The organism is Mesorhizobium sp. B3-2-1, from assembly GCF_006439515.1.
Lineage (GTDB): Bacteria > Pseudomonadota > Alphaproteobacteria > Rhizobiales > Rhizobiaceae > Mesorhizobium.
The window spans coordinates 22,326-47,605 of record NZ_VFTI01000024.1 but is presented as its reverse complement, the minus strand read 5'-3'; the positions used below and the strand labels follow the sequence as shown (position 1 = coordinate 47,605).

General features: G+C 63.7%; 29 protein-coding genes and 1 riboswitch. Of the genes, 11 read left to right on the top strand and 18 right to left on the bottom strand.

From position 1 onward, the window contains the following. Positions 1-81: 81 nt before the first annotated feature. The 7 genes from FJW08_RS22825 to FJW08_RS22790 all read right to left on the bottom strand — a co-directional run bounded on the left by FJW08_RS22825 (position 82) and on the right by FJW08_RS22790 (position 6,844). The gene (locus FJW08_RS22825) at positions 82-669 is read right to left on the bottom strand and encodes an NAD(P)H-dependent oxidoreductase (protein WP_140812392.1); all 588 of its coding nucleotides are present in this window, start codon (positions 667-669) and stop codon (positions 82-84) included. Continuing rightward, on the bottom strand, positions 669-1,250 hold the full coding sequence (locus FJW08_RS22820; RefSeq protein ID WP_140812391.1) for an NAD(P)H-dependent oxidoreductase: 582 nt from the start codon (positions 1,248-1,250) through the stop codon (positions 669-671). Before FJW08_RS22820 ends, FJW08_RS22825 begins: the two co-directional genes overlap by 1 nt. 209 nt (positions 1,251-1,459) lie before the next feature. After that, the gene (locus tag FJW08_RS22810; RefSeq protein ID WP_140812430.1) at positions 1,460-2,863 is read right to left on the bottom strand and encodes an FAD-binding oxidoreductase; all 1,404 of its coding nucleotides are present in this window, start codon (positions 2,861-2,863) and stop codon (positions 1,460-1,462) included. Continuing rightward, the gene (locus tag FJW08_RS22805) at positions 2,863-4,164 is read right to left on the bottom strand and encodes a cytosine deaminase (protein ID WP_140812389.1); all 1,302 of its coding nucleotides are present in this window, start codon (positions 4,162-4,164) and stop codon (positions 2,863-2,865) included. The genes FJW08_RS22810 and FJW08_RS22805 overlap by 1 nt, the downstream gene beginning before the upstream one ends. 4 nt (positions 4,165-4,168) lie before the next feature. Continuing rightward, positions 4,169-5,017, bottom strand: a complete 849-nt coding sequence (locus FJW08_RS22800) for an ABC transporter permease (protein WP_140812388.1) — start codon at positions 5,015-5,017, stop codon at positions 4,169-4,171. Further along, a complete protein-coding gene (locus FJW08_RS22795; protein WP_140812387.1) occupies positions 5,004-5,828 on the bottom strand; it encodes an ABC transporter ATP-binding protein in 825 nt (274 codons plus the stop codon). The genes FJW08_RS22800 and FJW08_RS22795 overlap by 14 nt, the downstream gene beginning before the upstream one ends. Positions 5,829-5,839: 11 nt before the next feature. Further along, complete coding sequence (locus FJW08_RS22790; RefSeq protein WP_140758211.1) at positions 5,840-6,844, bottom strand: ABC transporter substrate-binding protein; 1,005 nt, start codon at positions 6,842-6,844, stop codon at positions 5,840-5,842. Between the two features lie 267 nt (positions 6,845-7,111). Between FJW08_RS22790 and FJW08_RS22785 the strand changes: the two genes are divergently transcribed. Continuing rightward, positions 7,112-7,495: a RidA family protein gene (locus FJW08_RS22785; RefSeq protein WP_140758210.1), complete on the top strand. Its 384-nt coding sequence runs from the start codon at positions 7,112-7,114 to the stop codon at positions 7,493-7,495. Positions 7,496-7,551: 56 nt separating this feature from the next. After that, on the top strand, positions 7,552-8,355 hold the full coding sequence (locus FJW08_RS22780) for a creatininase family protein (RefSeq protein ID WP_140758209.1): 804 nt from the start codon (positions 7,552-7,554) through the stop codon (positions 8,353-8,355). On the opposite strand, the gene FJW08_RS22775 is transcribed toward FJW08_RS22780, so the two are convergent. Both FJW08_RS22775 and cobD read right to left on the bottom strand, forming a co-directional pair. Next, entirely contained in the window at positions 8,356-8,865 is a 510-nt protein-coding gene (locus tag FJW08_RS22775) for a tyrosine phosphatase family protein (RefSeq protein ID WP_140758208.1), read from the bottom strand. It lies immediately after the preceding gene. Then, on the bottom strand, positions 8,862-9,908 hold the full coding sequence (gene cobD, locus FJW08_RS22770) for a threonine-phosphate decarboxylase CobD (RefSeq protein ID WP_140812386.1): 1,047 nt from the start codon (positions 9,906-9,908) through the stop codon (positions 8,862-8,864). The genes FJW08_RS22775 and cobD overlap by 4 nt, the downstream gene beginning before the upstream one ends. Here cobD and cbiB point away from each other — a divergent pair. Next, positions 9,907-10,878, top strand: a complete 972-nt coding sequence (gene cbiB / locus FJW08_RS22765; protein ID WP_140812385.1) for an adenosylcobinamide-phosphate synthase CbiB — start codon at positions 9,907-9,909, stop codon at positions 10,876-10,878. The genes cobD and cbiB overlap by 2 nt on opposite strands. Positions 10,879-10,903: 25 nt before the next feature. On the opposite strand, the gene FJW08_RS22760 is transcribed toward cbiB, so the two are convergent. Genes FJW08_RS22760 through FJW08_RS22740 form a run of 5 tightly spaced genes read right to left on the bottom strand, consistent with a single transcriptional unit; the run spans position 10,904 to position 13,369 of the window. Further along, entirely contained in the window at positions 10,904-11,218 is a 315-nt protein-coding gene (locus FJW08_RS22760) for a hypothetical protein (RefSeq protein WP_140812384.1), read from the bottom strand. A gap of 25 nt (positions 11,219-11,243) precedes the next feature. Continuing rightward, a complete protein-coding gene (gene cobO / locus FJW08_RS22755; RefSeq protein ID WP_140812383.1) occupies positions 11,244-11,858 on the bottom strand; it encodes a cob(I)yrinic acid a,c-diamide adenosyltransferase in 615 nt (204 codons plus the stop codon). A 1-nt stretch (position 11,859) separates the two neighbouring features. Then, positions 11,860-12,375, bottom strand: coding sequence for a bifunctional adenosylcobinamide kinase/adenosylcobinamide-phosphate guanylyltransferase (gene cobU, locus FJW08_RS22750; protein ID WP_140812382.1), 516 nt, complete (start codon positions 12,373-12,375; stop codon positions 11,860-11,862). Next, positions 12,368-13,174, bottom strand: a complete 807-nt coding sequence (locus FJW08_RS22745; protein ID WP_140812381.1) for a CbtA family protein — start codon at positions 13,172-13,174, stop codon at positions 12,368-12,370. Before FJW08_RS22745 ends, cobU begins: the two co-directional genes overlap by 8 nt. 15 nt (positions 13,175-13,189) lie before the next feature. After that, entirely contained in the window at positions 13,190-13,369 is a 180-nt protein-coding gene (locus tag FJW08_RS22740) for a CbtB domain-containing protein (RefSeq protein WP_140812380.1), read from the bottom strand. A gap of 35 nt (positions 13,370-13,404) precedes the next feature. Beyond that, positions 13,405-13,604: riboswitch (cobalamin riboswitch) on the bottom strand. Between the two features lie 143 nt (positions 13,605-13,747). On the opposite strand from FJW08_RS22740, the gene FJW08_RS22735 reads away from it, so the two are divergent. Further along, on the top strand, positions 13,748-14,917 hold the full coding sequence (locus FJW08_RS22735; protein ID WP_140812379.1) for an aromatic ring-hydroxylating dioxygenase subunit alpha: 1,170 nt from the start codon (positions 13,748-13,750) through the stop codon (positions 14,915-14,917). A gap of 3 nt (positions 14,918-14,920) precedes the next feature. Here the strand turns inward: FJW08_RS22735 and FJW08_RS22730 are convergent, their stop codons facing one another. After that, complete coding sequence (locus FJW08_RS22730; RefSeq protein ID WP_140812378.1) at positions 14,921-16,120, bottom strand: MFS transporter; 1,200 nt, start codon at positions 16,118-16,120, stop codon at positions 14,921-14,923. 235 nt (positions 16,121-16,355) lie between these two features. Between FJW08_RS22730 and FJW08_RS22725 the strand changes: the two genes are divergently transcribed. Next, positions 16,356-17,354: a DUF1624 domain-containing protein gene (locus FJW08_RS22725; RefSeq protein ID WP_140812377.1), complete on the top strand. Its 999-nt coding sequence runs from the start codon at positions 16,356-16,358 to the stop codon at positions 17,352-17,354. Further along, positions 17,351-17,839: an isoprenylcysteine carboxylmethyltransferase family protein gene (locus tag FJW08_RS22720; RefSeq protein ID WP_140812376.1), complete on the top strand. Its 489-nt coding sequence runs from the start codon at positions 17,351-17,353 to the stop codon at positions 17,837-17,839. Before FJW08_RS22725 ends, FJW08_RS22720 begins: the two co-directional genes overlap by 4 nt. A 6-nt stretch (positions 17,840-17,845) precedes the next feature. Here the strand turns inward: FJW08_RS22720 and FJW08_RS22715 are convergent, their stop codons facing one another. From FJW08_RS22715 to FJW08_RS22705, 3 genes are all read right to left on the bottom strand, one after another. Beyond that, complete coding sequence (locus FJW08_RS22715; RefSeq protein WP_006203215.1) at positions 17,846-18,232, bottom strand: MerR family DNA-binding transcriptional regulator; 387 nt, start codon at positions 18,230-18,232, stop codon at positions 17,846-17,848. A 137-nt stretch (positions 18,233-18,369) separates the two neighbouring features. Beyond that, a complete protein-coding gene (gene mgtE / locus FJW08_RS22710; RefSeq protein ID WP_140812375.1) occupies positions 18,370-19,788 on the bottom strand; it encodes a magnesium transporter in 1,419 nt (472 codons plus the stop codon). Positions 19,789-19,911: 123 nt separating this feature from the next. Then, positions 19,912-20,121 (bottom strand): hypothetical protein, encoded by a 210-nt coding sequence (locus FJW08_RS22705; RefSeq protein WP_140812374.1) that lies wholly within the window; start codon positions 20,119-20,121, stop codon positions 19,912-19,914. Between the two features lie 58 nt (positions 20,122-20,179). Between FJW08_RS22705 and FJW08_RS22700 the strand changes: the two genes are divergently transcribed. The 5 genes from FJW08_RS22700 (at position 20,180) to sucD (ending at position 25,275) form a co-directional block, all read left to right on the top strand. Next, positions 20,180-20,848, top strand: coding sequence for a response regulator transcription factor (locus tag FJW08_RS22700; protein WP_140812373.1), 669 nt, complete (start codon positions 20,180-20,182; stop codon positions 20,846-20,848). Between the two features lie 124 nt (positions 20,849-20,972). After that, complete coding sequence (locus FJW08_RS22695; RefSeq protein WP_140812372.1) at positions 20,973-22,163, top strand: aminotransferase class V-fold PLP-dependent enzyme; 1,191 nt, start codon at positions 20,973-20,975, stop codon at positions 22,161-22,163. Between the two features lie 11 nt (positions 22,164-22,174). Next, positions 22,175-23,125 (top strand): CoA ester lyase, encoded by a 951-nt coding sequence (locus FJW08_RS22690; protein ID WP_140812371.1) that lies wholly within the window; start codon positions 22,175-22,177, stop codon positions 23,123-23,125. Between the two features lie 51 nt (positions 23,126-23,176). Further along, on the top strand, positions 23,177-24,361 hold the full coding sequence (locus tag FJW08_RS22685; RefSeq protein WP_140812370.1) for a malate--CoA ligase subunit beta: 1,185 nt from the start codon (positions 23,177-23,179) through the stop codon (positions 24,359-24,361). Between the two features lie 14 nt (positions 24,362-24,375). Next, positions 24,376-25,275, top strand: a complete 900-nt coding sequence (gene sucD, locus FJW08_RS22680) for a succinate--CoA ligase subunit alpha (protein WP_140812369.1) — start codon at positions 24,376-24,378, stop codon at positions 25,273-25,275. Positions 25,276-25,280: the final 5 nt, after the last annotated feature.

Sequence of the window (25,280 nt, the reverse complement as noted above, 5' to 3'; positions counted from 1 at the left end):
CGGAAAAGTTCGCGCTGCCCCTCATCTGCCTGCCGGCATCTTCTCCCCGTAGAACGGGGAGAAGGACGCTAATTTCGCCGCTCAAAACCGCTCCAGCTTCGCCCGCACCTTCACCAGGAACGCCGCCCTCGTCGCCGGCGTCGAAGCGTCCATCAAATAATGCGCCAGGAAGAAAGTCTTGCAGCGTCTGGCGCACAGCGCCCGCATGCCGCGCAGCAAGGTTTTGCGGCCGGGTTGGCCGACGACGACGCTCCACCAGGTCGGCGCACCACAGGTGGTGATGACGCCGACCTTGGTGACATGCGTCATCAGCGACCTGATCCCGCCCTTGCCCACTGGGAGCTTGAAGGCGATGTCGGTCGCCCACACCCGGTCGAGCCAGCCTTTCAGCATCGCCGGCAGCCCATACCACCAGGTCGGATAGACGAACAGGATCGCCTCGGCCCAGTTGAGCAGTTCGAAATGCGGCTTCAGCGCCGGATCCTGCGGCGCCTGATTGTTATAGCTGCGCCGCTCCTCGCAGCTCATCACCGGGTTGAATTTTTCGGCATAGAGATCAAGCAGCCGCACGTCCCAGCCTCGTCGCGTCAGCACATCCAGGGCGGTGTCGCGGATCGCGGCGCAAAAGCTCTCCGGCACCGGATGGCAATAAACGACAAGCGCACGCATCAGAATGCATCCATTCTGGCCGCGACCTTCGCCGTGAAGGTCTTCCGGGTTTCATCGGTCGACAGGTTCATCGCGTAATGCGCGAGGTAAGTTACCGGTGCGCCCGGCTTTACCGTGGCGCGCAGCATGCGCTTGATCAGCTTGCGCGGCGGGTCGCCCATGAGCATGGCGCGGAACCGGCTGCCGCCATAGGTGGTGACCGCCGCGACTTTTTTTATGTTGTGCAACGACGGCTGCACCTTGCCGTCGACCAGCCTGAACGACACGCCCGGCAGGAAGACGCGATCGAAGAAGCCTTTCAGGACCGCGGGAAAGCCGTAATTCCAGACCGGATAGGAAAGCACCAGCGCATCGGCGTGCAGCAGGCGCTCGACATAAGGCGCCGCAGGATCTCCGGGGCCGCGTTGATCGTGATAATCCAGCCTCTCCCTGCGCGTCAGCCGTGGGTCGAAATCCTCGGCGTAGAGATCGCAATCGTCGACCGTATGACCCGCCGCCGTCAGCCGCTCGACGATCATCCGGTGCAGGCCGGCATTGAAGCTGGTCTCGACCGGATGGGCGTAGAGGACGAGGATGTTCATGGAAGGACATCCCGCAAGTCAGCGCGAGGCGCCCCCCTCTGCCCTGCCGGGCATCTCCCCCTCAAGGGGGGAGATTGGCAGGTTCGACGTCCCCAATCTGTTTCGGCGTTGGTAATTGGCGAAAGCCCAAGCGACATCCAATCTCCCCCCTTGAGGGGGAGATGGCCGGCAGGCCAGAGGGGGGTGGCTTGGCGCCAACGCTTCATGGATCAGCTTGCCCTCTGCAGCCCCTTGAACAGAAAGGTCCGGCCGGAACGATAATCGTAGTCCGGGTTTTCCCAGGCGATCATCTTGCCGGGGTTGAGCAGGCCTTGCGGGTCGGTCTCGCGCTTGAAGGCGAGTTGCACCGCGTCGGTCTGCTTCATGCCGCCCTCTTCCAGCGTGTAGCGGTGTGGGTTGAAGATCGGGCAGCCATTTTCCTCATGCAGGCGGATGATCTCGTCGAGCCGCGCCTCGGTGGTGAACTTGACCAGCGGCAGGCCGAAGCAGGTGATATTGCCGTCCAGCCGCACGAATTCGAGATGAGAAAACACTTCGCCGGGAAACATCGCATCCATTTTCTCGACCAGCGCCAGCTGGTTGGGAAAGGGATAGAGCGACTGCAGGTAGGTGATGGCGGGATCGACCCGCAGCGCCCTGAGCGTGGTGTGGTTCCAGGCCAGTTCATAGGCCGGCGGCAGGCCCTTTTTCTCTTCCGGCGCAGCAAGAGCGGCGTTGAAGATCACTTCGCCCCCGGCGCGTCGCGTAAAGGCAAGGAACGCGTCCAGCCCATGCTGCGCCACCATGACGACGCATATGCTTTGCCCTTCCCTGAAGAATTTCTGGTGCCGCTTGAAATAGAGCTGCGGCACGGGCGCTGCGATCGGCGTGATCAGCTTGGTCAGGATGCCGTCCTGGCAGGCCAGCGCGTTACCATAGCGGGCCGCATCCATGAAGGCGTCGAAGCCGACGATGACGTCGATCCACTCATAGGCTGCCGTCAGCGGCATCTCGACTTCCGAGATAATGCCATTGGTGCCATAGGCATGGGTCACCTTGTGCAGGTCTTCGCCGGTGAGTTCGAGCACCCTCGGCTCGGCCTCCATCGTCACCACGCGCAGCCGCAGCACATTGCCGAAATCACGCAATCCGCCGAAATTGATCGAGCCGACGCCGCCGGAGCCGCCGGCGATGAAGCCGCCGATCGAGGCGGTGTTGTAGGTTGAGGGCGACAGCCGCAGTTCCTGTCCGGAATGCGCCCGTGTCGCCTTGTCGATGTCGGCCAGCACCGCGCCCGGACCAGTCACCACGCGGCCCGGGGCGATTGACTTGATCTCGTTCATCTCGGCAAGGTTCAGCACCACCCCGCCCGACAGCGGCATCGCCTGGCCGTAATTGCCGGTGCCGCTGCCGCGCGGCGTCACCGGCACGCCATGGCGATGACAGGCGGTAAGCACGCGGATCAGTTCGGCTTCGGTCTTCGGCGTCACGATGAGGTCACCGGTGACATGGTCGAGCTGCTGTTTCAGCACCGGGCTGTACCAGTAGAAGTCGCGGCTCTTCTGCTGCACGATGGCCGGATTGTCGTCGAGTTTTATCCCGTCCAGATCGCTTTTGAGCGCCGAAACATCCATCATTCCACCATCAGCTCGTCGAGTTCGGCATAGTCGGGCAATTGCCGGTCGATCGCGCGTCCGGCGCGCACAACGATGCGATCCGATTCGGGCCGTGACAGCAATTCCGTCCAGCTTCGACCTTTGAACAGCACGAAGTCGGCATCGCCGCCGGCGGCAAGCGTGCCGAAGCCATCGAGCCGCATCACCTTGGCCGGCGTCGCGGTGACCGTCTGCGGCCAGTCGGCGACCGGATGGTCGAAATGCAGGATGCGTGTCGCCATGCGGTAGACCTCCAGCATGTCGAGATCGCCATAGGCGTAGAACGGGTCGCGCGTGTTGTCGGAAGCGACGGCCACTGGAATGCCCCTCGCCTTCATCTCGTGCAGCAGCGTCACGCCACGCCAGCGCGGAGTGGTTTGGTCAGCGCGACGGTCCTGCAAATAGAGATTGCACATCGGCAGCGATACGATTGCCAGCCTGGCTTTCGCCACTTTGTCCAGCGTGTCCAGCACCTCGAGATCGGGCTGCCGTGCCAGCGAGCAGCAATGGCCGACGAGGATTTTTCCCTCGAATCCGTTCCACAGGGCTGCTTCGGCGATCTTCTTCAGCGAGATCGCGGCGACATCGTCGGTCTCGTCGGCGTGAAAATCGAGGTCGAGTCCGTGCTTGATGGCCTGCGCGAAGACGTGGTCGAGCAGTTCTTCCAGGTCCGGCACCATATAGGTGACGACGCCGAGCACACCCTTGGCGGCGGCCACCCTTTTGGCCAGCCTGTCGAACCATTTCTTGTCGCGCACGCCCTCGATGCCGAGCAGGCAGGCACCCTGCAATTCGATGCGGCCGCGCCATGCCTCGCGCATCGTCTCGAACACCGGCCAGGAGATTTCCTCCTGCGGCGCGACGCTGTCGATATGAGTCCTGAGCGCCCTGGTGCCATGCGCGTAGGCCGAGCGCAGCGAGAAGTCCATGCGGCGCGCGACGTCCTCGGCGCTCCAGCGCGCCACGCGGTCGGCGCCGGTGGCATTCAGCGCGCCCATGAACGTACCGTCGGGATTGGGCTTTCGCGGCCAGATATGGCCCTTGTCGATATGCGTGTGGCAGTCGACGAAACACGGCAGCACGATACGGCCGCCAAGGTCTATGGCGCCGGCCGGTACCTTCGATGCGGCGTGCGTGGCGATGCTGGAAATCTTGCCGTCGGCGACGGTGATGTCGGCAAGGGCGAAACCATCGCTGTCGAAGGTCGCAGCACGACCCGGCGTCAGCGACGCATGAAGCCGGATGTTGGTTAGGTGGTAAGGACCGGAGGTTGGTATCAAGGCACTAGCGCTCCTGCTTCAGCGCGCTCTCGTGCCAGCGCCGCAGAATGAGATGCGAAATCAGCGACAGCACGAGGAAGATCAGGATGCCGGTAAGCGAAATCAAAAACAGCGCCGCGAACAGCCTGGGCGCATTCAGCCGGTAGCCGGCCTCGATGATGCGCGACGCCAGCCCCGAGGACTGACCGGTGGTGCCGGCGACGAACTCGGCGACCACGGCGCCGATCAGCGACAGGCCGCCGGCGATCTTCAGCCCACCGAGAAAATACGGCATCGCCGCCGGCAGCCTGAGATAGCGCAGCTGCTGCCAGCGCGTCGCGCCGTTGAGCTTGAATAGGTCGCGCAGATTGCGGTCGACCGAGTTGAGGCCAAGCGTGGTGTTGGACAGGATCGGGAAGAAGGCGACGATCCAGGCGCAGAGCAGAAGCTTGGTCGTCTGATTGTCGACATAGATGTTGATCAGCGGAAAGATCGCCACGATCGGCGTTACCTGCAGCACGATGGCGAACGGGAAGAACGACATCTCCACCCACTTCGACTGGGCGAACAAGACCGCCAGCCCGACCCCGCCGACAACCGCGAGCAGCAGACTGAGGAAGGTGATGCGCAAGGTGACCAGCAGTGCGGAAAACAGCAGGCCGGCATCGTTGTAGAGCGTTGTCAGCACGACGCCGGGTCGCGGCAGGATGTACTGCGGAATCCCGTTCCACACGCAGATACGGTCCCACAGCCAGATCGCCAGGATCATGATCGCCAGCGGCAGCACCCAGCGGCCGATCCGCTCGAGCCGTTCCTGGCGCACGCGGCGCGCTTCCTCGGGGTCGAGTTTCAACGTGCCGTCAATGACCGTCATGATGCGAGCCCGCTGTTGAATTGATGGCATTGACCAGCACATCCGAGGCTTGCCGGCAGAGGGCCGCATAATCCGGCGAGGTGCGGAAAGCCTCGTCGCGCGGATAGGAGGCCTCGATGGCGAGTTCGTCGAACACCCTGCCCGGCCGCGCCGCCATGACGACGACGCGGTTGGACAGAAAGACGCTTTCGAACACACTGTGGGTGACGAAGACGACGGTGAAGCGCTCATCCTGCCACAGTTCCAGCAGATCGTTGTTGAGCTTGAAGCGGGTGATCTCGTCGAGCGCCGCGAACGGCTCGTCCATCAACAGCACGCGCGGCTTGGTCACCATGGCCCGCGCGATCGAGACACGCATCTTCATGCCGCCGGACAGCTCGCGCGGCACGGCGTCCTCGAAGCCGGTCAGGTGCACCCGCGCCAGCATCTCCGTGATCGCCGGGGCGGCCTTGGCGCGGGAAATGCCTTTCAGCCTGAGCGGCAGCCAGACATTGTCGAAGACGCTGGCCCAGGGCAGCAGCGTCGGCTCCTGGAAAACAAAGCCGATATTGGCGCGGTCGAGCGAACCGCCGCCGCGCCAGTCGAGCCCACCCGATGTCGGCGTCGACAGGCCGGCAATCAGCCGCAGCGCCGTCGACTTGCCGCAGCCCGACGGCCCGAGCAAGCTGAGGAAATCCCCTTCCCGGATCGTCAGGTCGACATCGCTGAGCGCCGTCACGCCATTGGAAAAGACCTTGCCGACGCCACGCAGCGCCAGCAAGGTCGGAGCCATGTCCGAGGCGGGCGTTTTCGCCACCTGTTCCCGCATCATGCCGGGCCGGCCTATTTCTTCAGCTCGAGCCCGACACCCTTGTTGATGAAGGCCAGCGTGTAGGCCTTCGTGATGTCGATGCCTGCAGGCGTGACCTTGGCCTTGACCATCTTGTCGTAGAAACTCTTGATCCGCGCATCGGTCATGGCGCCGATGCCGAGTTTCTCTGTGTCGCCGGAATCGGCAAGGCCGAACTTCTTCATCTGCTCGATCGAGAAGGCGATCTGCTCGTCGCTCATGTCAGGATTGTCTTTCTTGATCATGTCGTTGGCGGCCTTGTTGTCGCCGTAGAGGTACTTGTACCAGCCCTTGGCCGAGCCATCGACGAAGCACTGGACCACCTCGGGTTTCTTGTCGATCGTGTCCTGCATCACCTCGATCGTGGTCGAATAGGTGTCCCAACCGTAGTCGGCGAGCAGGAACTGGTTCGGCACGAAGCCGCCTTCCTTCTTGACCGCGAATGGCTCCGAAGTGACGTAGCCCTGCTGGATCGACTTCTTGTTGGCGATGAAAGGAGCGGTGTTGTAGGTATAGGGCACGCGCTTTGACGCGTCGAAGCCGAGTTCGATGACCATCCACTGGAAGAAGGTCTGCGCACCTTCATCGCCCAGAATGTACTGGTCGGCATTCTTCAGGTCTTCCCATTTGTCCAGCCCCTCACCGGGGTGGGACATGATGACCTGCGGATCCTTCTGGAAGTCGGCGGCCACGACACGCATCGGAATGCCCTGCTGGACGGCATCGAAGGCCGACAGCAAATTGCCGCCCATGTAGAAATCGATCTTGCCGGCCAGGAGCATCGGCCGGCCGCTGACCTGCGGGCCGCCCTGCATGATGGTGACGTCGAGACCACAGGCGGCATAGGTGCCATCCGCCACGGCCTGGTAATAGCCGCCATGTTCCGGCTCGGCGAGCCAGTTGGTGCCGAAGGTGACTTTTTCATTCGCCGCCGCACCCAGAGTGCTGCCCGCAAGGAGCGCCACCACCGCGACCGAAATCTTCTGTTTCACGTACATTGACACCGCCCTTATTTTGCACCGGCGCGCTGCGCGCCGTGCTTGACACCAAAGATTCAAGAAGCAAGACACATGCCACCGGCGTCGCTCGCCAGGACCCGCCCGCCTGCACCACAGCCATCTGCGAAAGCCGGAAAGGTCGTGCTGCACCGAAGGGCATCGTGCCTATTTTTTGAACGCCTGTCCACAATCGCACCGGCGACATGCACTGCCATCTTGATGGTGCAAGGCATCCGGCCTTAGGCTGGCGATATCCAGGAGATTGCCATGTTCAAGTTCCTCGCCCCGAAGTCGATCAAGCCGCCCTTTGCCCGTTACAGCCACGGCGTCGAGGTGCCGGCCGGCAAGAGGCTGGTGCTGTGCTCCGGCCAGGTTGCCATCACGGCGGACGACCAGATCCCGGAAGACGCCGGTGCGCAGGCAGAACTCTGCTTCAGGAACATCGCGGCGATCCTGGGCGAGGCCGGGCTGGGACTTGGCGACATCGTGCGCATCAATGCCTACGTCACCGACCGTGCGCATCTGCGGCCCTATATGGAGGTTCGCGACCGGCTGTTTTCGAGCCCGGCGCCGGCCTCGACGCTGATGATCGTTTCCGGCTTTGCCCGGCCCGAATTCAAGGTCGAGGTCGAAGCCATCGCGGCCGGGTGATCGACAGGCCGGCCGCACCGCGCTAGGTCTGCCCTGTTCATTTGAAGAGGCGTGACATGACCGTAGCAAAAAGACGCGTCTGGTGGGGCGACTACCGGACAACCGAGTATGCCTCGATGGATCCCGAGGCGACGATAGCCGTGCTGCCGGTCGCGGCGATCGAGCAGCATGGGCCGCATCTGCCCGTCTCGACCGACACCTCGATCATGAACGGCATGCTCGACACGGTGATTTCACGCCTGCCCGAGGACCTCGACATCCGCATCCTGCCGGTCCAGGCGGTGGGCAAGTCGAACGAGCATCTGCACGCGCCGGGCACACTGACCCTGCCGGCAACGACGCTGATCGAGGCGTGGACCGAGCTAGGCCTGTCGATCGCGCGCGCCGGCGTGCGCAAGCTCATCGTCGTCAATTCGCATGGCGGCAATGAAGAGATCATGGGCATCGTCACGCGCGAACTGCGCGTGCGCGAAAAGATGCTGGCGGTGAAGACCAGCTGGCAGCGCTTTGGCCGCCCGGCCGGCATGTACACCGAGCTCGAGGACCGTCACGGCATTCATGGCGGCGACGTCGAGACTTCGCTGATGCTGCATTTCCGGCCGGATCTCGTCGACATGGGCAAGGCCGACAATTTCGTTTCCAACGTCGCGGACGCCGAGAAGGAATTCGCGCTGCTGCGCCAGACCGGCACGCATGCCTTTGCCTGGATCGCCAGCGATCTCAACCCGAACGGCGTGGTCGGTGATGCCAGCATTGCAACGGCAGAGAAAGGCCGATTGACCGCGGAATATCAGGCCGACGGCTTCATCGGCCTGGTGCGGGACGTGCGCAAGGCAAAGCTCGCCGAGTGGCTGAAGTAGCTAGCCGTCGATCTTGAGGGCGAAGGGCGTGCCTTCGAAGGCGTCGGCGCCGCGCCCGATCGCCTCGATCGCCTCGATCATGCGGCCATTGCGGTCGAGCAGCGTGTCCGCCGCCGCGATCAGCCGCGGATTGGGCGTCGCCGAAGGCGACAGCGCGCGCAACGTCTGCGCCAGTTCCACCTCGTCGCGTTTCGGCGCCAAAGCTGCGGCGATAATATAGGCCGAAGCGGTCGAGCGGCTGATGCCGGCATAGCAATGCACGACCATGGGCTTCACCCGGTCCCAGCGGCGCGCGAAATCGAGCAGGTTGCGCACATGCTCCTCGCCCGGCATGGTCATGCCCTCCTGCGCCACCGCGATGTCATGCATGACCAGATGCAGGTGGTTTTCCCTGGGGATCGAAGCCGGACGCACCACCTCGGTGCCGGCCGCAAGCAGCGACAGCATGCGGTCGGCGCCGGTCCTGGCCACGGTTTCCTCGATCTTCGCCAGCGAGCAGACATGGATCATTGTTTCGAACCTTTCGACCGATCCTCGCGCCGCGACGCCCAGTCCGCAAGAGCGGATTCAAGCCTGCGCCATTCCTCCTCACTCCCCGGCAGACCGGCGCGCAGGACATGCGGCCGGTCGGAGAAATGCCGGAGCAAGATGCCGCTCTCGCCAAGCGCGGAAAACAGGCCGCCGGCATCGGGCAGGCTGAGATAGCGGAACAATGTGGTGCCGCCCGCGACGCGAATGCCGAAACGACCGAACAGCGCATCGAGCCGCGCCGCGGCATCCGCCAGCGACGTCCGCATCGCATCCTGCCAGTCGAGATCGGCGAGCGCGCGGATGCCGTATTCCAGTGCCGGTCCGGCGACGGCCCACGGCCCGAACTGCATGTTCAGCCGTTCAGCCGTCGGCGCATCGGCAAGCGCGAACCCAAGCCGTAGACCGGCCAGACCAAAGAACTTGCCGAAGGAACGCAGTACGATGATGCCACCCTGGCCGACATAGGCGGCGAGACTGTGTTCGCGTGGACCGACATCCATGAACGCCTCGTCGACGACCAGCAGCCCGCCCTTGGCGCGAAGTCCGGCAGCCAGCGCCAGCAGCCGGTCACGCTCGATGATGCGCCCATCCGGATTGTTCGGATTGACGATGATGGCGAGGTCGGCTTCGGCCAGCGCCGCGAAGTCACGGACCTCGACCACCTCGTGCCCGGCAATCGCGGCCGCCCGGGCGTGTTCGGCATAGGTCGGCCCCAGCACCAATGCCTTGCCGGGCTTCACCAGCGAAGTCACCCGCGGCAGCAGGATCTGCGTACCGGGCGCCGCCACGACGTTTCCTGCGGAAGGCGCGCCATATGTCTTGGCCGCGATCTCAATCAGTTCGCGCCCACGCGCGGCCTCCGGCAATCGCCACAGGGAGGTGGCGGGCAGGTCGAAAAGCGGGTAGGAGTGCGGATTGATACCGGTCGAGAGGTCGACGAAAGGCAGCACGGCACTGGGGAAAAGCGCCCTTGCCCGGCCAAGACTTCCACCATGGTCCACCGCTCCTTCAAGAAGCCTCATGTCAGTCCTGATCGCTTTCCTGTCATTGGTTGTCGAATTCGCCCTCGGTTATCCCGACTGGCTGTTTCGCGCCATCGGCCATCCGGTGACGTGGTTCGGCAGGCTCATATCCTTTCTCGACTTAAGCCTCAACCGCGCCACTGATCCCGACGCGCTGCGTCGTCAACGCGGTGTCCAGGCGCTTTTGGTCATTGTGCTGATGCCGGCGCTAACAGGTCTTTGCGTGCAGCTTGTTCTACTCTGGTTCGTCCCCTTGGGGTGGATCATTGCCGTCCTTCTGGCGACATCGCTTCTGTCGCAGAAGAGCCTCTATGAACATGTCGAAGCCGTCGCCGACGCGCTCGACAGTGGAGGCCTCGACATGGGCCGAGCCGCCGTCTCGCGGATCGTCGGCCGTGATCCAGAAACGCTGGATCGCGCCGGCGTCTGCCGTGCCGCGATCGAAAGCCTGGCGGAGAATTTTTCCGATGGCATCGTCGCCCCAGCCTTCTGGATCGGCGTCGGCGGGCTGGCCGGCGGCGCCGCCTACAAGGCGGCCAACACCGCCGATTCGATGATCGGCCACCGCACCCCACGCCACGAGGCCTTCGGCTGGGCGGCGGCGCGCTTCGACGATTGGATCAACCTGCCGGCATCACGGCTGACGGCGCTGCTGATCGTGCTGGCGGCTTTCCTGGTTAAGGGCACCGACCCCAGCAATGCCTGGCAGGCGGTACGGCGCGACGCGAAAAAACACCGCTCGCCCAATGCCGGCTGGCCGGAAGCAGCGATGGCCGGCGCGCTTGGCCTGGCGCTCGCCGGGCCACGCAGCTATGGCGGCGTGGTGGTGGACGACATTTTCATGGGCGAAGGCGGCCGGCGCGAAGCCGACAGCCTCGACATAAGGCGGGCGCTAACCCTCTATCGAGTCGCCGATTATCTGCTGATTGGCCTGTTTGGGCTGGTCTCGGTGGTTGTTTTTGTAGTGTGATCGTCCGGAGCGGTTGCGAACTGCCTCACCAGCTAACACGGGCCTCTTTTGCATTTGGATTTGCTGCCTTCCCGAACCTTTTGATCGCATAGCCACCGGTAGCTGCAGGAGAAGATTTGAGCACGGGTTCGATGACAGCAAAAAGTCGTTCGGCATCCGGTCCATACATGTAGAGGACACATTTGCCCCCACCAAATTCATCGCCATCAAACTCGCCTGCGGATGCGTTCCCGACAGCTTGCTCCAGTCTCTGCTCAAGAGCGATAATGGTTTCTCGTTCCTGTGGCGTTCCGAACTGACCGTCGCTGAGAAGAAGATAGACGATTACTGCTTGCTCCAATGAACAGCCTCCGGTTGGTGAACAATCAGAACTCGATCCCCTGCTGAGCTTTCACGCCCGCCGAGAAATGATGCTTGGTCACGCCCATCTCGGTGACCAGATCGGCGGCCCCGATCAGCGCTGGCTTGGCGTTGCGGCCGGTAACGACGACATGCAGGCCCTCGCGCCGGCCCTTCAGCGCCGCTACCACCTTGTCGAGATCGAGATAATCGTAGCGCAGCGCGATGTTGAGTTCGTCGAGCACGACAAGGCTGATCGAGGGATCGTCGATCAATTCCCGCGCTTTGGCCCAGGCAGCCTCGGCGGCCGCGATGTCGCGCTTCAAATCCTGCGTCTCCCAGGTGAAACCCTCGCCCATGGCGTGCCAGACGACCCGGTCGCCAAAGGCGGCGAAAGCGTCCTTCTCGCCTGTGTGCCATCTGCCCTTGATGAACTGCACGACACCGACGCGCTTGCCGTAGCCGAGCATTCTAAGCGCCAGCCCGAAGGCGGCCGTGGTCTTGCCCTTGCCGGGACCGGTGTTGACGATCAGCAACCCCTTCTCGATCGTCTTGCCAGCAACCTCGGCGTCCTGCACCGCCTTGCGCTTGGCCATTTTGGCGCGATGGCGTTCTTCATCCTTGTCGTCGATGTCAGTCATTTCACTTCACCTTGAGCGGTAGCCCCGCCACCATCAGCAGCACCGTGTCGGCGACCGCGGCGACCCGCTGGTTGAGCCGGCCGGCGTCGTCGCGAAAACGCCGCGCCAGCGCATTGTCGGGCACGATACCTTGCCCGACCTCGTTCGATACCACGATCCATGGTCCGCGCGGCCGCGACAGCACGTAGGCCAGCCGTCGGCACGCCGCGTCCACGTCGTGGTCGGCCAGCATGTGATTGGTCAGCCACAGCGTCAGGCAGTCGACAAGCACCGGCTGATCATCCGGCAAGGCTTCCAGCGCTTCGGCAAGGTCGAGTGGCGCATCGATGGTCGACCACCCTTCGCCGCGCCGCGAGCGGTGCAACGCGATGCGCTCGCGCATCTCGTCGTCATAGGCTTGCGCCGTGGCGATATAGGCCCATGGCGAGGGCAATGCCGCCACCAGGGTTTCGGCGTGCGCGCTCTTGCCGGAGCGCGCGCCACCGATGATGAAGGTCAGCTTGCGGCGATCAGGCAAAGCTGTCGCGCAGGCTGGTCGCCGTGCCGGTGAAGCGTCTGCGCACCACGCCGACGACGGCGCCGAGCACCAGCCAGAACACCAGATTGGTCACCGTCACCGCCACCACGAACTGGTGGTGCAGGCCTTCCGGGATCGGTGTTTCGAAACTGTCGGGCTGCGGCGCGCCGACGATATGCGGGGCGACGATCAGCAAGACGGCGAGAATGGTCAACGGCAGCGATCTGCGAAACACGATCAGGCCAAGGCCGATGGCGGTCGCCGCCGCCGTTGCCGTCCACCAGATCTGACGCGGAAGAAGATCGGCCGCCGGCATTGCCGGCAGTTCCGGCTGCAGGCCGAGGCCAGGCGCCAGCGTGAACACGGCAAAGCCGGCCAGCCCCCAGAACACGCCCTGGCGCCAATTGCCGATGCCGCCGGCAAACTCGGAAACCGCGACCAGGACCAGCGCGAAACCGATGCCGGTGACGATATTGGCAACCACGCTGAAGGCGAAACGCTCGAAACCGTCGGCCGGCGCCCAGGCTTCGTCTTCCTCCGCCGGCGTCTTGGCTTCGACGGCTGCTGGCGCGGCAGAACTCATCGCATTCCCAGCGGGCGCGACCGTGCTTACGGCGCTGGTATCGGTTGCGGCGGGTGCCGCGCCATGGTCGTGGTGATGGCCGCCGCCGGCCTTTTCGTAGACCTCCGCCTTGAGGATCAGCGGCACTGTCGCATAGGCCTGCATGCAGGCGAGAACGACACCGGCCACGAGCCCCGCGATCGCCGCGACGAACACGACGTTGCGAAACAGATTCATGATGTCAGATCCTCGTCAGTGGCAGGGAAACGCCATCGAGTGGCGATAGTCGTGGGCGGCATTGTGGACCGCATCGATATGCGAGAAACCGACAAAGCCGACGACGAAGATGCCGAGCAGCGCCGCGAGCGCGAGCTGCATGAGGCGCGACTGCGAGGAGACGGAGGCGCCGAGGGAGACGGAAGCGGTAGTCATGTCTTGTCCTTTCGCCCTCCACCCGAGGGCATCGAAGTCAGTTTCCTGTCGCCGGCAGGTCTCCTGGCTCGCGGATAAGCGCCCTTCCCCACCTTCCCGAAGGAAAACCTTCAGTGGCATATGGAGAGGACTACCGCACACAGTTGCGGGGGCAGCCACGGCATTAGACAGGAATTCCTGTCCGCACCGCATTCCCTCTTGGCTCCAAAAAGGAACCGACGACGCTGGTGACTATAGGGAAATTCGCCGCGCGCGGCAAACCAAATTCCGACAGCCGCCAGCGCAGGAGCGTCGTATCGGCAAAGCCGCTCCCATCCCGTCCTGATTGACAAACTCCATGGCCGGGTGTCGGCTGGCAACCCGCACAGGAAGCCAGCCATGCAGCCCGATGCCAGCGAGCGCGAGCCCTATAACGGCCTGACCCGAAGCGAGCCGTCGCTGCCCTCATCGGCCTATTGGGACCAGGAGAACTATCAGCGTGATCTCGACGCCATCTGGTACAGAGACTGGCTGCTCGTCTGCCGCGAGGCCGACCTTGCCCAGCCTTTGGCATTCCGCACCTTCCGCGTCGGTACGCAGGAAATTCTTGTCCTGCGCGACGAGACCGGTGCGTTGCGTGCCTTCCACAACACGTGCCGGCATCGCGGCTCGCAGCTTTGCCAGGAAAGCGAAGGACGGCTGAAGGCGCGGCTGATCACCTGCCCGTATCATGCCTGGTCCTATTCGCTGCGCGGCGACCTTGTGCGCGTGCCATCGAAGTCGCTGCCTGATGGCTTCGACAAGGCCGATTATCCGCTTTATCGCGTCGCACTCTCGGTGTGGCGGGGCTTCGTCTTCGTCAATCTTGCTGAAGATGCCGCCGGCTCGGCGCAGTCATCCTTCGACCCGGCCTCCGGCGACCTCGGCAACTGGCCGCTGGACACGCTGGTGTCGGGCCATGTGCTGCGCAAGGTCATGAACTGCAACTGGAAGATTTTCTGGGAGAACTTCAACGAGTGCCTGCACTGCCCGGGCGTCCACAAGGACCTGTCGCGGCTTGTGCCCATCTATGGCCGCGGTCTGATGAGCCGGCATGACGATCCCGAATGGGCGCGCCATGCCGCCAATGATGCGCCGGAGTTTTCCGGAGGCCTGCGCGCCGGGGCTGAAACATGGTCGCGTGACGGGCAGACGCATGGGCCGGTCTTCCCGGGCTTGACGCAGGCGGAACGCACCGCCGGCCAGACTTACGCCAGCAGCCTGCCCTCGATGTTCATCGTCGGCCATGTCGACTATGTCAGGACCGTGCGGCTGGTGCCGCTGGGTCCGGAACAGACCGAATTGACCGCTGAATGGCTGTTCGCGCCCGAGGCGCTCGCCGAGACCGATATCGACAACATCGTCGCCTTCGGCACGCAGGTGCTGGAGGAGGATGCCGCGATCTGCGAGGTCAACCAGAAAGGCCTGCGCTCGATGCGTCATACAGCCGGCGTGCTGATGCCCGAGGAGTACGACTTGCATCGTTTCCACAATTGGGTACGCGAGCGCCATACGGCGCTTTCGCCCTGATTTTTACAGAGACTTCGGCAGGTAGTGCCACGTCATGAAGCCGCAAAACGCCGCCAGCAGGCCGAGCGTGACGAACACCGATCCCAGTCCGAAGAAGGCCAGTACCACCGAATAGACCAGCGGCGGCGTCAGTTCGGAAAAGTCGAGATAGGTGCGGTAGACCGCCGCCATCTGCGCGCGCTCATAGGAGCGCACCGAGCGCATGAAGGCGGTCGAACCCAGCGCATCGAGTGCGATGGTGAAGAAGGCGCCGCACAACAGGAAGGCGCCGGTGAGCAGCGGTACGGTTTCGCCCACGGCACCGGCGGCCAGCAGCGTCGCCGACATGGCGAAATAGGCAAATGTCATGGTCCGGCGGCCGCCAAAGCGCTTTCCCGCCTTGCCCCAGAAGATCGCCATGAACAGCAGCGCATTGCCGGCCGAGACCAGCAGGCCGCCCGCCAGTTCACCCTCGCCGGTGATCACCATGAACAGCGGTCCATAGACGAAGAACGTCGTCCAGAAGCAGGATCGGCCGAAGGCGATCAGCCAGGCGAGCCTGAGCCTCGGCTGTGCCACGAAGCGGCCGATATTGGCGAGCGGATTGGCCGGCCGCGTCTTGCCGGGGCGGATCGACGGGTTGTCGCCCAGCCGGTACGTCCAGAACAGCGCCAGCAAGGCCATGGCGAAAACCGCCACCGCGCCATGCGCGGCGTAGATGCCGAAATGCGCGTAAAGGAAGATGCCGAGCGTCGGCCCGCCCGTCCAGGCGACCATCGACCACGCCATGCGCAGCGATTCGGCTTGCATGAAGTCGGTCTTGCGGATGTGGTCCATGATGTAGAGGTTGAGCGTGATCGAAAGCGCACTGGCACCCATCACCCGGCACAGCATGCCGGCCAGTTGCCCGGCGAGCGTGTGCGTGACGAAGAACAGCGAGCCGATGGCGAGCAGGCAGGCGCCTGCCGTGTAGACCCAGCGCCGCGCAAAGCGGCGGATCAGCATCGGCATGAACAAGGTCACCGACAGGCCGAGCATGGAAACGACGGTATAGAGGATCGAGACGATCTGCTCGTTGTGGAGGATCTCGTAGGCCTGGATCGGTATGACGCTCGACACCATGGCGCGGGCGAAGGATTCCACCGCGTAGAGCGAGGCGAAGGTGCGCGCATCCGCGGCCTTGAGGGCCGGAAGCCAGATCGGATGGCGCACATGCGTGGACATTGCTTCCCCAAAGCAGAATCGCGACGTCAAATCTGCCGTGGACATTTCAGGCCCATTAAGAGGAAACCGACGCACATCCGGCAAAAGCGAAGCCGGTCAAAGGCTTTCCCGCAGTGGCCTAACCCGGTGGCTGGCGCGGACCCGCCGCGCGGCCCGGGCCAAGGGCGACCGGTCTTCTTCTATCCGGTGCAACCGTGATAGTCGTCTTGTTGGGGTTGAATCAGATCGCGAGACCATGAGCATCCACACGCCGACCGCACCCGCTCCGGAGCCATCGAAGCGCATCGCCGCGATCGATATTTTGCGCGGCGTCGCGCTGATCGCGATGGCGAGCTACCATTTCACCTGGGATCTGGAATTCTTCGGCTACACCGATCCCGGTCTCACCGCCTTCGGCTGGTGGAAGATCTACGCCCGCTGCATCGCCTCGACCTTCCTGTTCCTGGTCGGCGTCAGCCTGTATCTCGCGCATGGCCGGCAAATCCGCTGGAACGGCTTCTGGAAGCGGTTCGCCATGGTCGCAGGTGCTGCGATCACCATCTCGGTCGTTACCCGCATCGTCACGCCCGACGGATTCATCTTCTTCGGCATCCTGCACGAGATCGCACTCGCCAGCCTGCTTGGCCTCGCCTTCCTGCGCCTGCCGGCGCTGCTGACGCTTGTCGTCGCCGCGCTCGTCATCGCCGCGCCCGTCTACCTGCGCTTCGAGGACCTCGATCACCCCTGGCTGTGGTGGATCGGCCTTTCCGCCGTCAATCCGCGTTCCAACGACTACGTGCCGCTGTTCCCCTGGTTCGGCGCGGTGCTTGGGGGCATTGCGGTGACGAAACTGGCGTCCGCTTCCGGCATACGGGCACGCCTGGCGAGCCTCGTGCCCGGCCGTTGGGCCAATCCGCTGGTCTTCATCGGCCGCCACAGCCTGGCCTTCTACCTGATCCACCAGCCGCTGCTGATCGGTTGCGTCTGGCTGTTCTCACAAGTGATGCCGGCCCAGGTCGAGCCTCCGCAGGTCAATTTCCTGAAAACCTGCCAGCGCTCGTGCGAGCAGATGCGCAACGCAACCTTCTGTTCGAGCTATTGCGGCTGCATGCTCGATACGCTTCAAGGTGAAGGCTCTCTTGATCGGCTCTTCGACAACGACCAGACTGCCGACTTCAGGGCGCATCTGTCCGATCTTGCCGCAACGTGCACCGCCAAGACCGACGACAAGATGACGGAGGGAGGGACACAATGATCGAGCCGAAGCCTGGGACCGAACCGAAGCCTGGGGTGATACCGTGGCCGCCGGTGATCTACGCTGCCGCGATCGCGATCAGCATCATCCTCGGCATGCTCTATCCCTTGCCCTGGATCGGCGACCTCCTGGGCGACATTCTGTTCGCCGCCGGCTGGGTGGCACTGTTCACCGTCGCCGTACTCTGGTTCACCGCAATCCGCACCATGATACGGGCCAGGACAACGCTCAATCCCAACGCCGTACCCGATCATCTCGTCACGACCGGTCCCTTCGGCGTCACCCGCAACCCGATGTACCTGGCCAATACGCTGCTGTTGATCGGCGTTGCCTTCGTCTCGGGCATCGCCTGGTTTTTCCTGCTTGCCTTCGTCGCCGCCTTCGCCACCCAGAAGGTCGCGATCGAGCGCGAGGAAAAGATGTTGGCGGCGAAATTCGGCAAGAAATACCGCGATTATGCAAAAAGAGTGCGGCGCTGGATCTGAGCAGGGCTAGGTGTTGACGCCGAGCTCGACCAGCCGCTCGACGCAAGACTCCTCGGCCTGGTCGAGTTCGGCCAGCGTCTCCTCAAGGTCGCGGCGTTTTTGCCTGAGATCCTCGCGCTTTTCCTCGATGCGCTTGATCATCAGCTTGAGCTGCCCGACCTCGCCCGGCGGCTCCTTGTACATCTGGATGATCTCGCGGATCTCGTTGATCGAGAAGCCGAGGCGTTTTCCGCGCATGATCTGCCGGATGAGGTGACGGTCGGAAGGGCGAAACAGCCGCGTGCGACCGCGACGCACCGGCTGCACCAGTCCCTCGTCTTCGTAGAAACGCAGCGTCCGCGTCGACACGTCGAATTCGCGGGTCAGTTCGGTGATCGAATAATATTCCCGCATTGTCACTCCATGCGGGAATTCCGGGCATTCGCCATGCGGCGCCCTTCCCTCCCGAACCAAACCGTTGCCACACCGGAATCGACGCGGCACCCCGTGCGAGCCTCGCACGGCATTTACGTAAAAGTCAATTGAGACGCCTAACGGACGCTGAACCACCAGGTCGCGAGGCCCAGGAAAGCAAAGAATCCAACGACATCGGTAACGGTGGTGACAAAGACCGCCGAAGCGACTGCGGGGTCGACTTTGAACCGATCGAGCAGCAACGGGATCAGGATGCCGGCAAGGGCCGCCACGAACATGTTGATGATCATCGCCGCCGCGATGATGCCGCCCAGATTGGGGTCGTGGAACCAGACAGCCGCGACGATGCCGATCAGGATGGCGAAGACGATGCCGTTGATGAAGCCGACGCCCATTTCGCGGCGGATGATGCGGCCGGCATTGTAGATGTCGAGGTCCCTCGTCGCCAGCGCCCGCACGGTGACGGTCATGGTCTGCGAACCCGCATTGCCGCCCATGCCGGCCACGATCGGCATCAGCACGGCGAGCGCCACGATATGCTCGATCGTGCGGTCGAACAGGCCGATCACGGAGGCCGCCAAAAATGCCGTCAGCAGGTTGACGAGCAGCCAGGGAACGCGCGAGCGCGAAGTCGCCAGAATGCTGTCGGAGAGCTCCTCGTCGCCGACGCCGCCCATGCGCAGCAGGTCTTCCTCCGCTTCCTGCTGGATGACGTCGACAACGTCGTCGATGGTCAGCACGCCGACCAGCCGCTCGTTCTCGTCGACGACGGCAGCCGACAAAAGGTCGTATTGCTCGAATTCCCGCGCCGCCTCTTCCTGGTCCATGGTGGCCGGGATGGCGTGCCGCGTTTCATGCATGACTTCCTCGACCTTGACCGCGCGCTTGGTGCGCAGGATCTGGTCGAGATCGATGGCCCCCAGCAGCTTGAAGGTCGGATCGATGACGAAGATCTGGCTGAAGCGGTCGGGAAGGTTCTTGTCTTCGCGCATGTAGTCGATGGTCTGGCCGATGGTCCAGAAGGGCGGCACCGCGACGAACTCGGTCTGCATGCGCCGCCCGGCGGTCTCTTCCGGGTAGTCGAGCGAGCGGCGCAGCCTAATCCGCTCGGTGAACGGCAGCCGCGACAGGATCTCGTCCTGGTCTTCCGGCTCCAGGTCTTCGAGGATGTAGACCGCGTCGTCGGAATCGAGTGCCTGCACGGCCTGCGCGATCTGCGCATTGGGCAGGCTATCGATGATATCCATGCGGATCGCCTCGTCGACCTCGGTCAGCGCGGAAAAATCGAAGTCGGCGCCCAGCAGTTCGACCAGCGCGCGCCGCTGTTCGGGGTGCAGCGCCTCGATGAGGTCGCCAAGTTCCGACTGATGCAGGTCGTCGACCTGGCGCTTGAGGGTCAGCGTATCGCGATCGGCGATCGCCGCGCCGATCTGGGCAAGGAAGGACGATAGGACGGCACCGTCCTCGCCATAGATATCAGCGTGGTGCTCGTCGGCGGCCCTGGCGCCGGTCGTCCGTTCGTCCTGGCCTTCCACCAGCGCCTCCCGCCATCAGAATCCCGGAAAAGGTGCAAATCAGGTCTAGACCATGAGTCCGCAAAGTGGAAACCGGTTTTCGGGTCCGGTGCCCATACAAAAGTAACGGCGACCCGGAACGCTTCAACGTCGCAACATTTTCTTCCAACGCACGGGAATCTCAGGCCAAACGCGTTCTTGCCAGCTCATCCCGTGTTTTACCAATGCCAAGTTGTCGTACCCGCGCGGACTGCCGATTTCATCAAAGGCCGGCCACGCTTCGGCTTCCGGCAGCGCGACAGCCGATGTCGCTGGGGAAAGAGCACCCCCGCGCCATTGGAGCAGAATTGTCATGATGCAGGTCCAGGCATCGCCTGGACCCGCCAGGCCGCAACAAAAAAGCCGGAAACCCTTGAAGATCAGATCGAGGACAGAGAACAAGGCAATCGAAGAGCAGCGCGTTCGCGTGGTCGTGGCCGAGCGCAATCCGCTCGTCATATCGGCGCTGCGTGAAATGCTGGACTGCGACGGGCGCTTCGAACTTTTGGCCTCGGTACAAAGCGGCAGGCATTTCCTGGAGCTTGCGGCGGCACAGGAGTTCGATGTCGCCGTAATCGGCTGGAAGCTCTCCGATATGGACGGCGCCGACGTCCTGGCCGAGGTCCAGGGCAGCAAGCTCAACGTTCGCATCGCGGTCTTTTCAAACGACCACGACATCGGCATCCTGAAACAGTGCGTCCGCCTCGGGGCTCAGGGCTACTGCTTCCAGTTCGACGATCCCGCCATTATCTTCGATACGATCCTGGCTGTCGCGCATGGCCGTATCTGCATCCCCTATATCGACATCAACAAGGTCAACGACACGCCTCTGTCCCGGCTTACGGTGCGCGAGCGTGAGCTGCTGGCGGTACTGTCCGATGGCTGGACCAATTTGCAGATCGCGACCCGGACCGGGATCTCCGAGAATACGGTGAAGTACCATCTCAAGAATCTCTACGACAAGCTGGATGTCCGCAACCGCGCCATGGCGGTCGCGCTCTATTCACGAGAGAGGCGCAGCCAGAAGCAGCCTTTCGGGTAGGGCGACCGGGTAGGCCATGCCCACCCGCACGCGGCAAGTTCTTACCCACCAAGGTGTTGTTGCAATCAGCCGTCGAAACGAAACTCCCCACCACCGCTTTGCTGGATCAGGAGGAGTTCGCACCATGGCCGGTTTCACCCATCTTTTCATTCCCGGGCCGACCAATATCCCCGAACAGGTGCGGCAGGCGATGAACCTGCCCATGGAGGACATGCGCGCGGCCTCCTTCCCCGACCTCACCCTGCCGCTGTTCGAGGACATCAAAAAAGTCTTCAAGAACCAGACCGGCCGCGTCTTCATCTATCCGTCCTCCGGCACCGGCGCCTGGGAAGCGGCGATGACCAATGTGCTCAGCCCTGGCGACCGCGTGCTGATGTCTCGCTTCGGCCAGTTCTCGCATTTGTGGGTCGACATGGCCGAGCGCCTCGGCTTCGAGGTCGAGGTGATCGACTGCGAATGGGGAACCGGCGTTCCGCTGGACCTCTATGCGGAGCGGTTGAAGGCGGACAAGACGCACCGCATCAAGGCGATCTTCTGCACCCAGAACGAGACGGCGACAGGTGTCACCAGTGACGTGGCCGGCTGCCGCGCCGCGCTCGACGATGCGAACCACCCAGCGCTCCTCTTCGTCGACGGCGTCTCGTCGATCGGCTCGATCGATTTCCGCCAGGAAGAATGGGGTGTCGACTGCGCCGTCAGCGGTTCGCAGAAGGGTTTCATGCTGCCGGCGGGTCTCGGCTTCCTGTCGGTCAGCAAGAAGGCGCTCGTGGCTTCGAGAATCGCCACTCACCGGCGCTGCTTCTTCTCCTTCGAGGACATGATCCGCGCCAACGATGCCGGCTATTTTCCCTACACGCCGGCGACGCAATTGCTGCGCGGCCTGCGCGCCTCGCTCGACCTGATCGCCGAGGAAGGGCTGGACACCATCTTTGCCCGCCACCACCGGCTGGCTGAAGGCGTGCGCAAGGCGGTCGATGCCTGGGGCCTGAAGCTCTGTGCCAAGGCGCCGAAATGGCATTCGGACACGGTCAGCGCCATTCTCGTGCCCGATGGCATCGACAGCGGCGATGTCGTCAAGCGCGCCTCCCAGGCCTACCAGACATCGCTCGGCGGTGGCCTCAACAAGGTGTTCGGCAAGGTTTTCCGCATTGGCCATCTCGGCTGGCTGAACGAGGTGATGGTGCTGGCCTCGCTGTCATCGGCTGAAATGGCGCTGCTCGATTGCGGCGTCCGGCTGGCGCCGGGCTCGGGCGTCGGCGCCGCCATCCAGCATTTCCGCGCCTCGGCCGCAATGCCTGTCGCCGCAGCCGCCTGAGGGGAGAGAAGATGAGCCACACCATCAACCACCTCAGGAAACTCAGGCTGCAGCGCAGCGAACTGGCGGTTCCCGGCTCCAGCCCGGAGATGATCGACAAGGCGGCCAACAGCGCCGCCGACTTCGTCTTCCTCGACATCGAGGACGCTGTCGCCCCGCCCGACAAGGAACGCGCCCGCAAGAACATCATCCAGGCCCTGAACGACATCGACTGGCGCGCCAAGGGAAAGACCGTCTCGGTGCGCATCAACGGGCTCGACACCCACTACATGTACCGCGATGTCGTCGACGTGATGGAACAGGCCGGCGACCGGCTGGACACGATCCTGGTGCCGAAGGTCGGCGTGCCGGCCGACCTCTACATGGTCGAGGCCATGGTCAACCAGATCGAGATGGCCAAGGGATTCAAGACCCGTGTCGGCCTTGAAGCCCTGATCGAGACCGCGCTCGGCATGGCCAATGTCGAGGCCATTGCCGCGACGCCAGGCCGGCTGGAGGCGATGCATTTCGGCGTTGCCGACTATGCCGCCAGCAACAAGGCGCGCACCGTCAACATCGGCGGCCTCAATCCCGACTATCCCGGCGACCAGTGGCATTTCGCCCTGTCGCGGATGACTGTGGCCTGCCGCGCCTATGGGTTGCGCGCCATCGACGGGCCGTTCGGCGATTTCTCCGATCCGGAAGGCTACAAGGCGGCCGCCAGGCGCGCTGCCGCACTCGGCATCGAGGGCAAATGGGCGATCCATCCCTCGCAGATTGCCTTGGCCAACGAGGTGTTCTCGCCGCCGGAGAAGGAAGTCACGCGCGCCCGCCGCATCCTCGAAGTGCTGAAAGAGGCCGAGGCGCAGGGCAAGGGTGCCGCCGCGCTCGACGGCAAGATGATCGACGCCGCATCGGAACGCATGGCCAGGAACGTTCTGGTGGTCAACGACGCCATCGAACGCGCCGGCCAGCTTAATTAGCCAACGAGGGCCTCGCGTCGCGGCATCTTGGCGATTTGGGGAGGAGAAAAAATGGACATCCACGAATATCAAGCCAAGGAACTGCTCGCCCGGCATGGAGTGCATGTGCCGCGCGGCGGCCTGGCCTACAGCCCCGAACAGGCGACCTACCGGGCGCGCGAGATCGGCGGCGGCAAATGGGTGCTGAAGGCGCAGGTCCATTCCGGCGCGCGCGGCAAGGCCGGCGGCATCAAGCTGTGCGCCAATGACGAGGAGATTTCCAACGCCGCCGAAGCCATGCTCGGGCGCAAGCTGGTGACCCACCAGACCGGCCCGCGCGGCAAGCTGATCTCGCGCCTCTATCTGGAGGAAGCCGTCGACATCGCGCAGGAGCTCTATCTCGGCTTCGTGCTCGACCGCAAGGAAGAGCGCGTCATGATCGTGGCCTCGGCGGCCGGCGGCATGGAGATCGAGGAGATCGCCGAAAGAGCGCCGGATTCCATCATCCGCGCCACCGTCGATCCGGGCGTCGGCATGCAGCGCTTCCAGGCGCGCGAGATCGCCTTCGGGCTCGGGCTGGAGGACAGCCTGATCGGCAAGGCGACCGAGACCATCTTCAGCTGTTACCAGGTGTTCCGCGACTACGACGCCTCGATGCTGGAGATCAATCCGCTGGTGGTGACCCGCGACGGCAGCCTAGTGGCGCTCGATGCCAAGATGTCGTTCGACGAGAACGCGCTGTTCCGGCGGCCCGAAATCTCCGAATTGCGCGACAAGAGCCAGGAAGACCCGCGCGAAACCTTCGCCAGCGACCGCGGCCTCTCCTATGTCGGCCTCGACGGCAATATTGGCTGCATCATCAATGGCGCCGGGCTCGCCATGGCGACGATGGACATGATCAAGATCGCCGGCGGCGAGCCGGCCAATTTCCTCGACATCGGCGGCGGCGCTTCGCCCGAGCGTGTGGCGAAATCCTTCCGCGCCGTGCTCGGCGACAAGAATGTCGAGACCATCCTGGTCAACATCTTTGCCGGCATCAACCGTTGCGACTGGGTTGCCGAGGGCGTCATCAAGGCGATCCGCGAGGTCGGCGTCAACGTGCCGCTGGTGGTGCGGCTTTCCGGTACCAGGGCCGAGGAAGGACGCAAGATCCTGGCCGATTCCGGCGAGGCGGTGATCGTCGCCGCCACGCTCGCCGAAGCCGCCGAAAAAGCCGTCGCCGCCTGGCGCGCGGCCACCAAGAAAAAAGCAGCCTGAGGGAGGACGGAAAAATGGCAATCCTGCTCAACCGCAGCACGCGCGTCATCGTGCAAGGTTTCACCGGCAAGATCGGCAGCTTCCATGCCGAGGACATGAAACGCTACGGCACCAAGCTCGTCGGCGGCGTCACCCCCGGCAAGGGCGGCCAGACGCATCTCGGCCTGCCGATCTTCAACACCGTCAAGGGCGCGGTGCGCGAAACCCGGGCCGAGGCCAGCATCGTCTTCGTGCCGCCGCCCTTCGCCGCCGATTCGATCATGGAGGCGGCGGATGCGGGGATAAAGCTCTGCGTCTGCATCACCGACGGCATCCCCTCGCAGGACATGATGCAGGTCAAGCGCTACATGCGCCGCTACCGCTTCGAGGACCGCATGCGGCTGGTCGGGCCGAACTGCGCCGGCATCATCACGCCGGGACAGGCGCTGATGGGCATCATGCCCGGCTCGATCTACCTTCCCGGCCGCGTCGGCATCGTCGGACGCTCGGGGACGCTGGGCTACGAGGCCGCCTCGCAGATGAAGGCGCTCGGCATCGGCGTCTCGACCAGCGTCGGCATCGGCGGCGATCCGATCAACGGCTCCTCCTTCAAGGACGTTCTGAAGCTGTTCGAGCAGGACGACGAAACCGACGCCGTGGTGATGATCGGCGAGATCGGCGGACCGCAGGAAGCCGAAGCCGCGATCTGGGCGCGCGACAATATGAGGAAGCCGCTGATCGCCTACATTGCCGGGCTCTCCGCGCCGAAAGGCCGGCGCATGGGCCATGCCGGCGCCATAATCTCGGCCTTCGGCGAGTCCGCGCAGGAAAAGGTCGAGATCCTGAAAGAGGCCGGCGTCATCATCGTGCCGACGCCGTCGTCCTTCGGCGAGGTGGTGGCGGAGACGCTGGAGCGAACCAAGAAGGCGGCTTGAAGCGG

Excerpts from the sequence above, each read along its gene's own strand:
- FJW08_RS22825 (WP_140812392.1), bottom strand. The coding sequence starts at position 669 with ATGCGTGCGCTTGTCGTTTATTGCCATCCGGTGCCGGAGAGCTTTTGC.
- FJW08_RS22820 (WP_140812391.1), bottom strand. The coding sequence starts at position 1,250 with ATGAACATCCTCGTCCTCTACGCCCATCCGGTCGAGACCAGCTTCAAT.
- FJW08_RS22810 (WP_140812430.1), bottom strand. The coding sequence starts at position 2,863 with ATGGATGTTTCGGCGCTCAAAAGCGATCTGGACGGGATAAAACTCGAC.
- FJW08_RS22800 (WP_140812388.1), bottom strand. The coding sequence starts at position 5,017 with ATGACGGTCATTGACGGCACGTTGAAACTCGACCCCGAGGAAGCGCGC.
- FJW08_RS22795 (WP_140812387.1), bottom strand. The coding sequence starts at position 5,828 with ATGATGCGGGAACAGGTGGCGAAAACGCCCGCCTCGGACATGGCTCCG.
- FJW08_RS22790 (WP_140758211.1), bottom strand. The coding sequence starts at position 6,844 with ATGTACGTGAAACAGAAGATTTCGGTCGCGGTGGTGGCGCTCCTTGCG.
- FJW08_RS22785 (WP_140758210.1), top strand. The coding sequence starts at position 7,112 with ATGTTCAAGTTCCTCGCCCCGAAGTCGATCAAGCCGCCCTTTGCCCGT.
- FJW08_RS22780 (WP_140758209.1), top strand. The coding sequence starts at position 7,552 with ATGACCGTAGCAAAAAGACGCGTCTGGTGGGGCGACTACCGGACAACC.
- FJW08_RS22775 (WP_140758208.1), bottom strand. The coding sequence starts at position 8,865 with ATGATCCATGTCTGCTCGCTGGCGAAGATCGAGGAAACCGTGGCCAGG.
- cbiB (WP_140812385.1), top strand. The coding sequence starts at position 9,907 with ATGTCAGTCCTGATCGCTTTCCTGTCATTGGTTGTCGAATTCGCCCTC.
- cobD (WP_140812386.1), bottom strand. The coding sequence starts at position 9,908 with ATGAGGCTTCTTGAAGGAGCGGTGGACCATGGTGGAAGTCTTGGCCGG.
- cobO (WP_140812383.1), bottom strand. The coding sequence starts at position 11,858 with ATGACTGACATCGACGACAAGGATGAAGAACGCCATCGCGCCAAAATG.
- FJW08_RS22745 (WP_140812381.1), bottom strand. The coding sequence starts at position 13,174 with ATGAATCTGTTTCGCAACGTCGTGTTCGTCGCGGCGATCGCGGGGCTC.
- FJW08_RS22740 (WP_140812380.1), bottom strand. The coding sequence starts at position 13,369 with ATGACTACCGCTTCCGTCTCCCTCGGCGCCTCCGTCTCCTCGCAGTCG.
- FJW08_RS22735 (WP_140812379.1), top strand. The coding sequence starts at position 13,748 with ATGCAGCCCGATGCCAGCGAGCGCGAGCCCTATAACGGCCTGACCCGA.
- FJW08_RS22730 (WP_140812378.1), bottom strand. The coding sequence starts at position 16,120 with ATGTCCACGCATGTGCGCCATCCGATCTGGCTTCCGGCCCTCAAGGCC.
- FJW08_RS22725 (WP_140812377.1), top strand. The coding sequence starts at position 16,356 with ATGAGCATCCACACGCCGACCGCACCCGCTCCGGAGCCATCGAAGCGC.
- FJW08_RS22720 (WP_140812376.1), top strand. The coding sequence starts at position 17,351 with ATGATCGAGCCGAAGCCTGGGACCGAACCGAAGCCTGGGGTGATACCG.
- FJW08_RS22715 (WP_006203215.1), bottom strand. The coding sequence starts at position 18,232 with ATGCGGGAATATTATTCGATCACCGAACTGACCCGCGAATTCGACGTG.
- FJW08_RS22705 (WP_140812374.1), bottom strand. The coding sequence starts at position 20,121 with ATGACAATTCTGCTCCAATGGCGCGGGGGTGCTCTTTCCCCAGCGACA.
- FJW08_RS22695 (WP_140812372.1), top strand. The coding sequence starts at position 20,973 with ATGGCCGGTTTCACCCATCTTTTCATTCCCGGGCCGACCAATATCCCC.
- FJW08_RS22690 (WP_140812371.1), top strand. The coding sequence starts at position 22,175 with ATGAGCCACACCATCAACCACCTCAGGAAACTCAGGCTGCAGCGCAGC.
- FJW08_RS22685 (WP_140812370.1), top strand. The coding sequence starts at position 23,177 with ATGGACATCCACGAATATCAAGCCAAGGAACTGCTCGCCCGGCATGGA.
- sucD (WP_140812369.1), top strand. The coding sequence starts at position 24,376 with ATGGCAATCCTGCTCAACCGCAGCACGCGCGTCATCGTGCAAGGTTTC.